Below are 10,868 nucleotides of genomic sequence, written 5' to 3' on the forward strand. Positions count from 1 at the left end.
AAGGGTTTTCAGTTGGGGGCGTGGCCGCCGTCGCCGCTGACGACCTCGTCGGGGTTGCCGTCCTGGTCGAGGTCGACCATGGTCACGTCAACCTTGCCGTCGCCGTCGGTGTCGAACTGGAACAGGTCGGCTTTGCCGTCCCCGTCCGTGTCGGAAACCCAGAGGTCGGCTTTGCCGTCGCGGTTGGTGTCGCCCACGATCAGGTCGGTGCGCTCGTCACCGCGGGTCTCCACGTTCTCGCCCATCGCGTCTCCTTGGTTAGTGTCGGATCTGTAGTTGCCCCGCTGCCAGAGCCTTAATCATCTCGGCAGACTCGGAGGTGCCGACGATCAGGACCCCGTCCGGCTTGTTGGCCACCACCTGCGTGGCGATCGTGGACAGCTGGTTGGGATCTTTCACCTTGTCGCCCTCGATGTCGAACTTCACCGTCGTGATCGAGGCGGCGTTCATGCCCGCGGCCAGCAGCTCCTTCTGGACGCCTTCGACGAGGCCAGTGCCGTAGGCGTCGTTCTTGCCGATCAACGTTACCTTGCGCACCCCGTCCCGCATGATCATGTCGGCAAGGGCTCTGGCTTGTAGAACGTCGGACGGGGCCGTCCGGAAATAGAGGCCCTTGTCGTCGATGGTGCTCAGCGAGGCCGCCGTGGCAGATGGGGAGATCATGACCATTCCTGCGTTGATCACGTCACCCATCACGGCCGTGCTCACCCCGGAGCCACTCGTGCCGATCAGCACGTGAACGCCCTGAGATTTGTGGGTGGCGATCTGCGCCTTCGCAGTTGCCGCCGCCGCGCCGTCGGAGCCTTCGAACCACTTCACCGGCTGGCCGAGCACGCCGCCGGCCAGGGAGTTGATGTCCTTGAACGCGAGCCGGGCCCCGGCGAAGCGGGCCTGGCTGGTGACCGAGGTGGCGGTCGGGGCAGTCATGAGCAGACCGAAGACCAGGGGCGCGCCCGTCTTTGAGCCAGGAGTCCCCCTAGCCGGCTCCTGGGTGGCGACATTGGACTCGCTGCCCGCGCGAAGGTACTCGGTCTTGCCCTGATCGAGCTGATTGGTCGGTCCGAAGTGGACCGTGCCGTAGCTCGTCGTCGACGGCTCACCGGCCTGGGTGAATCCAGACCGGACGGTGATCCCGCGGTAGGCCACGTCCTGGCCGGTTCGGGCCTTGTCCATGCAGGCGGCGATGCTGGTGCACGGGTCGTTGCCGATGGTGACGCCCACCATCTGGGCGGCGATCGATTTTGGATCGGTTGTCCCGGCGACCTGCGCCGCGAGTGCCGCAATCATGACAGCGTCATACGCCTCACCGGCGTAGTTGAAGTCGGGCATCTGCCTGCCCTCGCTGGCTTGCAGCTTCGCTTTGAAGTCGTCGCTGATCGGGGTCATCGGGCGAGTGCCCTTCATCCCAGCCAGCAGCCCAGGTTGCTTTTCGAACAAGGCCCCGAAGGGGTTGCTCATGTTTCCGTCGGCGCCATAGAGATAAGCGCCGGGATAGTTACCTTGAGATTCATCTGTAGTGGGTTCACCACATCCAGTGACTGCCGTGAGTAGAAAGACGCAGCTTACGAGCGCGACAGCGCGCGAAATTCGCATAGGGGTGCCTCCGTGGCCAGGCGTGCAAGAGGCACCTTAGCGCCGAAGGGCGGATTGAGGGAATTGTTGTGCGCGCCGGATAGGCTCCGAACGTGGCATCAGAACCCGACCAGGCATTCGAAGACGCGGCGCTAGTGCTAGATCAAGCACTCGCCGGTGACAGTGCTGCGGTCGCGCACACCCTCGACTCTGTCGTGAAACGTGCAGGTGGCGAGGGTGCCTACCAGGTTGCCATCTGCTTGGCCGGGGCCATGGCGGGCGACGGTCTCCCGGTTGGCGGATGGAGCCTCGACTTTCCGGACATCGACGAAGCGGGTTATGACACGCGCTGGGTGGCTCGATTCGTCAGTGCTTATGTCAACCACGATGAACCGACCGGTGAAGCGCTTTTCGGCGCGGCGATCGCCGACGGGAAGCTCCCCGAGTGCCTGATGACACTCGCTGGTTCCACCGCGGCCACGCTGCGTCACCGCGACCGCTAGGTCTGCTTACTCATTGTCCAAAAAGCTGTCGGCCATCTCGCGCGCCCACTTCGACACCTCGCGCAGCTTCGCGTCATCGCTCGCGTCGAGCTCGTCGAGGATGACCCGGGCGCGGTCGGTGTCCAGCGACATCACGTCGATGATCGTGGACTGCAGGGTGTCCTGGTCATCGCCGAGGTCGTAGGTGGAGACCTTCAGCAGGGCCGGCAGCGCCTCGATGCCCTGAACGGCGGCCAGCGCGTCGGCCAGGATGTCACGACCGTAGAAGTTCTGAGTCTTGAGAAAGTTCCACAGCGCCATCTTGAGCTCGGGCACCAGCGCCTGGTCGGCTTCGCTCAGCTCGGCCACCAGGTCGTAGGCGGGCGTGCTGTCATCTTCCGGATCGCCGATCTGGGCAAGCAGTGCTTCGACTTTGGTCACCGACGCAGAATAGTGGAGGAGGACGGGGCCACGTCCTCCTCCACTGGTAGATCTACTGATACACGCGGACGTAGTCGATCATCATTCGTTGCGGCAGAACGGTGCTGCCGTTCGGGGCGCCCGGCCAGTCACCGCCGACCGCGTTGTTGAGAATGATGAAGAACGGGTGGTCGTAGACCCATGGTCCACGCGTGGTCTCGATGGTGGCCTTGTTCTGGGTCAGGAAGACGTTGCCGTCCACCGAGAACGCGATGCGGTCGGAGTTCCAGTCGATGGCGAACACGTGGAAGTCGTTCATGAAATCGCCGGCGATGGTGTAGGGACCGCCCGCTCCGCCGCCACCGAAGTAGGCCGGCGCGTGCAGGGTGCCGTAGGTGTTCTGGGGCTCCTTGCCGACGTGCTCCATGATGTCGATCTCGCCGCAGGACGGCCAGCCGATCGACGGGAAATCCGCTCCCAGCAGCCAGAAAGCGGGCCACAGCCCCTGGGTACCAGAAACCTTGATCCTTGCTTCGACATGTCCGTAGGTGAAGGTGTAGGTCGCGGCGGTATTGAGCCGGCCGGAGGTGTACTGGCACGGCCCGCCCGGGCAAGCCGATCCGGGTGTGACCTCGCGACGCGCCTCGATCACCAGGTTGCCCGCGCCGTCCATGTTCGCGTTGTTGTTGTTCGTGTAGTACTGCAGCTCGTTGTTCTGGCCGGAGCCGGTCTCCGGCCGCCACTTGGCCGCGTCGGGCTTGGTACCCGCAGCAGTGTTGAACTCATCGCTGAACACCAGCCGTCCCGGCACGGCCGGGTTCGGCGGAAGCGGTGGTGGCGCAGTAGGTGCCCCACCCGTGCCGTATACCTGGAACTCCCAAAGCGAGTAGCCGTAGCCGTTGGAGCGGGCCGTGCCGTACATCCGCACGTAGCGGCCGGTCCCGTTGACGACCAGATTTTCCCGGAAGCCGCGCCCGGTGGTGGTCGAGTAGATGGTTGTCCACGTGCTGGCATTGGCCGACACCTGGATCTGATAGGCGGTGGCGAAGGCTGGATCCCATTGCAGGACAACGCGATGGATGTTCGCGGTGGCGCCGAGGTCGACGTAGATCCAACCCGGATCGACCCATCCGTTGACGCTGCTGGTCGCCCAGCGGGTCGCCGGATGCATGTCGAATGCCTTGGCCGCGGTGCAGCCGACGCACGCACCCTCGTTCTGGAACGTCGACGCGACACCGGGCTTGTTGTAGGACAACAGAACATCGCCGGGCGGGTTGCTTGGCGTGGGCGACGGGGTCGGCGACGCCGTGGGTGAGGCGGTCGGCGACGTGGTCGGGGGCGGGGTCGGCCCGAATCCGGTGCGCACCACGAACTCGAAGAGCGAGTAGCCGTACTGGGTGGCCCGCTGGGTCGCGTAAAGCCGGACGTAGCGGCCGGTGGCCGTCACGTTGATGGTCTGGGTGCCACCTGTCCCGGTTGTTGTCGAGTAGACGGTGGTCCAGACCGTGGTGTTGGTGGAGACCTGGATCTGGAACGCGGTCGCGTAGGCGGGCTCCCACGTGATGACGATCTGGCAGATCTGTTGCGTTGAGCCGAGATCCACCATCCACCACTGCGGGTCGGAGAACGCGCTCGACCAGCGGGTGTTGGCGTTGCCGTCGTTACCGGCCGATGCTGGGGTGCCGGCGTTCTCGACCGAGGAGGCGCTGGCCGGTCTGCCGAGCGCGGCATTGCTTGTGCCGCAGCCGCTGCCGGTGCCGATGGTGCCGATCACCTGGAACTCCCACAGCGAGTAGCCGTATCCGGTGGCCCGGATCGTGCCGTAGACGCGCACGTAGCGCCCGCTTCCGGTGACGTTGAGGGTCTGCACCCCACCGGTTCCAGTGGTGGTCGAGTAGATGTTGGTCCACGTGGTCGCGTTGCTGGAGACCTGTACCTGGAAGGAGCGTGCGAAGGCGCCCTCCCACTGGAGCACCACCTGGGTGATCGCGGCGGTGTCGCCGAGGTCCACCTGAATCCACTGTGGATCGCTGAAGGCGCTGGACCATCTGGTACCGGCGTTTCCATCGACGGCGGCGGACGCCGGTGTCCCCGCGTTTTCGGTGGATGAGGCGGTCGCCGGTTTGCCCTGGCTGAGCAGGACCGGGTCGGCGCTGGCCGGGTGGGCCAGGCTGATGATGGCCGCGGCCGCCAGGGTGGCGAGCGCTGAGACGGCTGCGGCGAGCTTTGCCCTAGGGACGGATCTGGACATGAGTCCTGCTTCCTCACGGTTAAGCGGACATAGGGATACCTGTTGCTGCCGCCGAGGAGAGACTCTTGGGAGAGCGCTCTCCAATAGAGGGTGGTCTCTGCGCGCGCCGCTGTCAAGAGAGCGCTCTCGGGCATGGGGGCCTTGCTGCGCGATCCGGGGCGGTGCGGGAGAATCGTCAGGCGAAGCCAGAATCTGCGGAAATGCCACCTTTGTGGAATGGAGAGTCCTGATGGACGTGATCATTGCCGGGGGCGGGCCGACAGGCTTGATGCTGGCCAGCGAGTTGCGGCTGCATGGCGTGCAGGTGCTCGTGCTGGAGCGCGAGCTGGCGCCAACGTCATACGTCCGCTCGCTCGGCCTGCACGTGCGCAGCATCGAGGTGATGGACCAGCGCGGTCTGCTCGACCGGTTCCTCGCGCACGGCCAAAAGCACCCGCTCGGCAGTTTCTTCGCCGGGATCATCAAGCCCGCGCCCGACCGGCTGGACACCGCCCACCCCTACGTTCTGGGCATCCCGCAGACCGTCACCGATCGCCTGCTGGCCGAACGCGCCCTGGAGCTGGGCGCTGAGATCCGGCGCGGCTGCGAGCTGGTCGGGCTGAGCCAGGACGAGCAGGGGGTGACCGTGGAGCTGGCCGACGGCGAGCAGCTCCACTCCCGCTACCTCGTCGGCTGCGACGGCGGCCGCAGCACCGTGCGCAGGCTGCTCGGCGTCGGCTTCCCCGGTGAGCCGTCCCAGGCCGACACGCTGCTGGGCGAAATGGAGGTGACCGCGTCACCGGAGACGGTGGCCGCCGTGGTGGCGAAGGTCCGCGAGACCCAGAAGCGGTTCGGCCTGGGAAAGCTTGGTGGGGAAGAGGTGTACCGCGTGGTCGTGCCCGCGCAAGGGGTGGCCGAGGACCGTTCGGCCCCACCCACCCTCGCCGAGTTCAAGCAACAGCTGCAGGCGGTCGCCGGCACGGATTTCGGGGTGCACTCGCCCCGCTGGCTGTCCCGCTTCGGCGACGCCACCCGGCTGGCCGACCGCTATCGGGTGGGCCGGGTGCTGCTGGCCGGCGATGCGGCGCACATCCATCCGCCGATGGGCGGGCAGGGGCTCAACCTCGGCGTACAGGACGCGTTCAACCTCGGCTGGAAACTTGCCGCCGAGATCGCCGGCTGGGCACCGGAAGGGCTGCTGGACACCTACTTCACCGAACGCCACCCGGTGGCCGCCGACGTGCTCAACAACACTCGCGCTGCGGCCGAGCTGGTGTCCACCGAGCCCGGCCCGCAGGCGGTGCGGCGGCTGATGACCGAACTGCTGGACATCGAGGAGGTGAACCGGTACCTGATAGAAAAGATCACTGCGATCAGCATTCGCTACAACTTCGGCGAAGGACACGACCTGCTCGGCCGGCGCCTGCGGGATGTCGAGCTGAAGCGGGGCCGCCTCTACAGCCTGATGCACACCGGCCGCGGGCTGCTGCTCGACCAGACCGGGCGGCTTTCGGTCGCGGGCTGGGCGGATCGGGTCGACCACGTCCAGGACATCAGTGAGGAACTGGATGTGCCCGCCGTGCTACTGCGCCCGGACGGCTATGTGACTTGGGTCGATGACGATCAGCAGGATCTGCTTGAAGCGCTGTCCAAGTGGTTCGGGCATAGCGGCTAGGCGACGAACTGATTGTGCAGAAACGCCACGAGCAGGACGGACTGCACAGCCACGGCGGTGATCACGAACAGGCGATCGAAGTTGGCGTTGCGCCCCATCTTCGCCAGCACCAGGAATACCGGCACGTACTCGATCACGAACCGGAGCATGGAGCCCAGCGGATAGGTGGTCTGCAGCGGAACGAGCAACGGCACAAGAGCGCTCGGGAATGCGTAGACGACCAGGTAGGCGTTCTCCTTGCCGAGCTTCCATGGCCCGACCAGCGCGAGCACCAGGACAGTTATCGTGCCGAGCGCGGCCGCGAGGTTCATGATGCCGTGCACGCTGTCATGGGTGAAGATCGTGCTCTGCCGGATAAGAAGGTCGCCTGCGTTCGCCAAGGTTTCCCAGGGCGGCACCGTTTCCGTGCGGTGCCAGTTTTCCTGCGCGGACAGGAAGATGAGCGGGTCGCCGAACCTGTGCCAGCAGTAGCCGGCGTAGGCGAGGATCCCCAGCGGGACAAGGAGAATGGCCGCCGCGTCCCACCGTAGCCGCCGGGGCTGCCACCGCCGCAGGTACTCGTAGGCGAAAGCGGCTGCCAGCAGTACGCCCGTCGACCGGGTCGCGGAGGCGAGCGCAGCGAGCCCTCCCGCGGCCCACCAATGTCCACGCCGCATGCCGTAGAGCGACGCCGTCGCCAGCGCGATGAACATCGACTCGTTGTAGGCCGCCATGAGGAAGAAGCCGGCCGGAAACGCCAGGACGTAGAAGGCGGCACGGCGCGCGCCCGCCTCATCGCCGAGCACGTCGAGGGCGAGCCGGTGCAGCAGCACCAGCGCGGCGTAGGCGCACACCCCCGAGACGACGAGCCCGGCGACCAGAGCCCCACCGGGAAGCACCAGGTTGGCGGCCCGGACGCTGGCGGGATAGAGCGGAAAGAACGCCGTCGTATGCGCGGCGTCGTAGCCGTAGCCCCTGGTCGCGATGATCGTGTACCAGTTGGTGTCCCAGCGTTGCCAGAGGCTGAGCACCTCGGTGAAGCTGCCGGGCCTCGGCCCAGCCTTGCTTTCGATCTTGTAGAACGGAATCCAGACGAGGTAGGTCACCGCAGCGTAGGCAACCAATCCGGCAAGCCAGGTCCACAGTCCGGCGAGCAGGGACGGCGACCAGCCCGACAGCTTTCGCGGAGCTTCGGTGGCGGGGGGTAAATCCTCAAGCTTCGCGAGCTGGAGCACGGCGGGGAGTGTATCCAACCAGGGATCAAGAAAATGCCCCGCACCAACGTTTCGGTTGGTCGGGGCGACAGCCCCGGCGAAGAGGCTTTGTGGCCACGGGCGGGGTCGAACCGCCGACCTTCCGATTTTCAGTCACCAGCATTTCCACAGGTGGTCGCTCAGCAACCCACCGTCGTGCGACATCTCGTGCGTCAAGCCGACTCAAGCGATATTGAGATGAACATTGCCAATGCGCGCAACGATGTCGAGGTGCCCGCCGAGTCCGGCGATGTAGGCGCGCAGCGTATCCAAGCTCGTGGCATTGCCATTCTCGATCTGGCTGATGCGGGCTTGAGTCAGGCCAGCAGCCTCGGCGAGTTCAACTTGGGTCAGGCCGAGCTGCTTTCGGATTTCGGCCAGCTGAGCGCCGCTGATAGAGGCCAGCATTTCCTCACGCATCCGCGCACGACGCTCCGTGCGTTCTTGAGTGTCCCAGGACGGATCTAGAGTGCGAGCCTGGGCTTTTACATCGCGCCAGCTAGAAGGCTTGTTGCTGCTCATTACTGTTCCTCCTTCAGGCTCGTGAGGTGGTCTTCAAAGCGTTGGTCAGCGATCGGGATTGATTTCTCGTACCAGGTCTTCCACTGGCCGGACTTGTCTCCCGCGATCAGAAGGATGGCCTCCCGTTGTGGGTCGAACGCGAACAGCATCCTGACCTCGGTCGCGCCGGACGAACCGGGTCTCAACTCCTTCATGTGGTGAAATTTGCTCGCGTGCACTCGGTCCACAAGCGGCCTTCCCAAGGCTGGTCCTTGTTCGGCTAGCAGGTCGACGGCCTCAGCTATAAGGTCGGCGCTGGTCGGGTCTGTGCGACACGATTTAGCTCCGACCGGCCCTCAAGACCGCCTGTGTCGGGAAAGGGGGAGAGGGGGAGATAGAAAATGCCCCGCACCAACGTTTCGGTTGGTCGGGGCGACAGCCCCGGCGAAGAGGCTTTGTGGCCACGGGCGGGGTCGAACCGCCGACCTTCCGATTTTCAGTCGGACGCTCGTACCAACTGAGCTACATGGCCTAAGCGGTCCTGACGGGACTTGAACCCGCGACCTCCGCCTTGACAGGGCGGCGAGCACTCCAACTGCTCCACAGGACCTTGCTCTTTGCTCGGATCCAGACTCTATCAGCCTGGCTCCGCCGTGCCCCCAACGGGATTCGAACCCGTGCTACCGCCTTGAAAGGGCGGCGTCCTAGGCCGCTAGACGATGAGGGCGGCTGGACCATCATTGCATACCCATTGCGGCCGCTTTGATGGTTGTGCTCCCATCCGGCCCCGCCGGAGGCTCGGAAAGCATATGTGACCACCGGCCGTAATCCAAATCTGATTTGCAGCGCCGCGCCGGTGTCTGGACTGAGCGATCATGAAGCCGCTCTCCTTGGCTTCATGATCCCGAGGGAAGACATCGGCTTTCCAGCGGCGCTGCCGCGCGTTGCTTTGCACGCGCCGGAGTTACAGCGTGCCGCCTAATGCGAGGTCGGTCACACCGGCGAGCCAGGGTGCGAAGTCGTCGGGCTTGCGGCGCATCTCGCGCAGCAGCTCGGTGGGCGGGACCCAGCGCAGCGCGGCGACCTCGCTCGGGTCGGGGCGGGCCGGGTCGTGGTCGGTGTCGAGGATGCCGAGCAGCACGTGGTCGTACTCGTCTTCTACCCGGCCGCTGGCTGGATCCGAGGCGCGGTAGGCGTAGACGCCGACCTCGGTGAGGTCTACCGACTTGAGGCCGATCTCCTCGGCCAGGCGGCGGCGCGCCGCCTCCACGACCGGCTCGCCGGGCGCGGGGTGGCCGCAGGTGGCGTTGGCCCAGCGCAGCGCGAACCGGGTTTTGGCGGCGGCGCGCTGTTGCAGCAGCATCCGTCCGCGCGCGTCGATCAGGAGGACGGAGAAGGCTCGGTGGCGTATCCCGGGGGCGCTGTGGGCGTCGGCGACGGTGGCCTGCCCGCAGGCGACTCCTTCCGCATCGACCAGCTCCACCAGCTGGGACTCCCGCGTCGATGTCATAGTGCGACCACTTTTTCTGCGGCAGTCCTGCCCGCGCTCAATCCGGACCCTGCGATCACTACGTTCGACAGGGATGGATGTATCCTAGTCGCGCGCCCGGACGGGCTGCGCGGGATCCCATATGGCAAGCCCTGTTTGGCCCAATCGCCGGGGGTGACCACATAGGACGTGGTGAGCCCGACCCCGAGGTCGAGATAGCCGCGCGCTTCCAGGGTGGCGACGATCTCGCCGGCGTAGGTGCGGGTCGCCGGGCCTTGCCAGTCAAGGGGGGCGCTGCGCAGGTTGGGCACCGGGACGACGACACGGTAGTGGCCCTGCCCGGCCGAGCCGTCGGTGACGCCCGGCGCGCTGACCAGGACGGTCGGGTCGGACATCAGCTCGCCACGCCGGGAGATCTCGTGTTTGCTGCGCTGCCAGGCCTTGCCGAAGTGCACGTTGTGGTGCGCGATGCGGGTGTAGCTGGCGCTGGTGCCGAGGTGGATGACCAGATGCGAGGGGCCGTTGGCCTTGGGCGTGCCCTCGGGCGGGAAGACGAACGCGTCGGCGGTGAGCCGCTCATCCTCGTTGGTGTGCAGGGCAACGGCCCGGCCAGAGTTGATCTCCCATCGCCGCATGGCCGTGTTCATGCGGATGTTGACGCCCAGCTTCTCGGCCAGCGAGCCGAGCGCGCGCGGGATCGCCTCCGTTCCACCGCGCGGATGCCAGCCCATGCCGAGCACGTTAAACCCGAAAAATGACGAACTGCCAAACAAACGCTGGGTTCGTGCGTTGTTAAAGAAGACTTCGCCGGGTACCCGCAAAGGCCTCGCCTTTAGATAACGCATGAAGGCGCGCGCCTCGGATCCGCCGCACAGCGCGCGGATGGCAGCCGCGGTGCGATGGTGGTCGGTGGACACGTCGAGCGTGGTGCCGTCGGGATAGTGGGCGCGGCAGACCGTGTCGAGCGGCAATAGCTCAAGCCAGTCCTGGAGGCGTTCGCCGGCGGCGTGGAAGGGGGCGGCGATCTGAGCGGGCGACAGGGGCGTGACCGGGCCGGTGTCGAACCGGTATCCGTCTATATCAAGCGCGCTGTGCCGTCCGCCGACGGAGGTGCGCCTATCAAGCAGGGTCACTTCGCGCCCGCTGGCGGTCAGATAGATCGCGCAGGCAAGACCACTCAAACCCGCGCCCACCACAATGACATGATTTGTCCGACTTCCCACCCCTCCAGGGTGGCATGGGAGCCACCCCGGAAGGGCCCGGCACG

10 protein-coding genes, 3 tRNA genes and 1 pseudogene are annotated in these 10,868 nt (G+C 65.9%); 2 read left to right on the forward strand and 12 right to left on the reverse strand.

Features of this window, described 5'->3' with window-relative positions; all coding sequences use genetic code 11:
• Positions 1–8 precede the first annotated feature (8 nt).
• Positions 9–245 carry a hypothetical protein gene (locus tag Rhe02_RS38320; protein ID WP_203913388.1) on the reverse strand — a complete coding sequence of 79 codons (237 nt, stop codon included), beginning with the start codon at positions 243–245 and terminating at the stop codon, positions 9–11.
• 13 nt (positions 246–258) lie between these two features.
• Positions 259–1,458, reverse strand: a complete 1,200-nt coding sequence (locus Rhe02_RS38325; protein ID WP_203913389.1) for an ABC transporter substrate-binding protein — start codon at positions 1,456–1,458, stop codon at positions 259–261.
• A 227-nt stretch (positions 1,459–1,685) separates the two neighbouring features.
• On the opposite strand from Rhe02_RS38325, the gene Rhe02_RS38330 reads away from it, so the two are divergent.
• Positions 1,686–2,075 (forward strand): hypothetical protein, encoded by a 390-nt coding sequence (locus tag Rhe02_RS38330; protein ID WP_203913390.1) that lies wholly within the window; start codon positions 1,686–1,688, stop codon positions 2,073–2,075.
• Between the two features lie 6 nt (positions 2,076–2,081).
• Here the strand turns inward: Rhe02_RS38330 and Rhe02_RS38335 are convergent, their stop codons facing one another.
• Both Rhe02_RS38335 and Rhe02_RS38340 read right to left on the reverse strand, forming a co-directional pair.
• Positions 2,082–2,495, reverse strand: a complete 414-nt coding sequence (locus Rhe02_RS38335; protein WP_203913391.1) for a hypothetical protein — start codon at positions 2,493–2,495, stop codon at positions 2,082–2,084.
• Between the two features lie 52 nt (positions 2,496–2,547).
• Positions 2,548–4,725 (reverse strand): discoidin domain-containing protein, encoded by a 2,178-nt coding sequence (locus Rhe02_RS38340; RefSeq protein ID WP_203913392.1) that lies wholly within the window; start codon positions 4,723–4,725, stop codon positions 2,548–2,550.
• Between the two features lie 226 nt (positions 4,726–4,951).
• Here Rhe02_RS38340 and rox point away from each other — a divergent pair, with 226 nt between their 5' ends.
• The gene (gene rox / locus Rhe02_RS38345) at positions 4,952–6,379 is read left to right on the forward strand and encodes a rifampin monooxygenase (RefSeq protein WP_203913414.1); all 1,428 of its coding nucleotides are present in this window, start codon (positions 4,952–4,954) and stop codon (positions 6,377–6,379) included.
• On the opposite strand, the gene Rhe02_RS38350 is transcribed toward rox, so the two are convergent.
• The 8 genes and pseudogenes from Rhe02_RS38350 to Rhe02_RS38385 form a co-directional block, all read right to left on the reverse strand.
• Complete coding sequence (locus Rhe02_RS38350) at positions 6,376–7,593, reverse strand: mannosyltransferase family protein (RefSeq protein ID WP_203913393.1); 1,218 nt, start codon at positions 7,591–7,593, stop codon at positions 6,376–6,378. The two genes, rox and Rhe02_RS38350, sit on opposite strands and share 4 nt — an antisense overlap.
• Before the next feature lie 201 nt (positions 7,594–7,794).
• Positions 7,795–8,133, reverse strand: coding sequence for a helix-turn-helix domain-containing protein (locus Rhe02_RS38355; RefSeq protein WP_203913394.1), 339 nt, complete (start codon positions 8,131–8,133; stop codon positions 7,795–7,797).
• A pseudogene (locus tag Rhe02_RS38360) lies at positions 8,133–8,420 on the reverse strand (type II toxin-antitoxin system RelE/ParE family toxin); the annotation flags it as partial. The pseudogene Rhe02_RS38360 and the gene Rhe02_RS38355, both read right to left, overlap by 1 nt.
• A gap of 150 nt (positions 8,421–8,570) precedes the next feature.
• A tRNA-Phe gene (locus Rhe02_RS38365) sits at positions 8,571–8,644 on the reverse strand.
• Between the two features lie 4 nt (positions 8,645–8,648).
• Positions 8,649–8,722 (reverse strand) — tRNA-Asp (locus Rhe02_RS38370).
• Positions 8,723–8,766: 44 nt separating this feature from the next.
• Positions 8,767–8,839: transfer RNA gene (locus tag Rhe02_RS38375), tRNA-Glu, on the reverse strand.
• Positions 8,840–9,076: 237 nt separating this feature from the next.
• The gene (idi, locus tag Rhe02_RS38380) at positions 9,077–9,622 is read right to left on the reverse strand and encodes an isopentenyl-diphosphate Delta-isomerase (protein ID WP_203913395.1); all 546 of its coding nucleotides are present in this window, start codon (positions 9,620–9,622) and stop codon (positions 9,077–9,079) included.
• Entirely contained in the window at positions 9,619–10,824 is a 1,206-nt protein-coding gene (locus Rhe02_RS38385; RefSeq protein ID WP_203913396.1) for a phytoene desaturase family protein, read from the reverse strand. Before Rhe02_RS38385 ends, idi begins: the two co-directional genes overlap by 4 nt.
• Positions 10,825–10,868 lie beyond the last annotated feature (44 nt).

Source organism: Rhizocola hellebori, assembly GCF_016862955.1.
GTDB classification, from domain to species: Bacteria; Actinomycetota; Actinomycetes; order Mycobacteriales; family Micromonosporaceae; genus Rhizocola; species Rhizocola hellebori.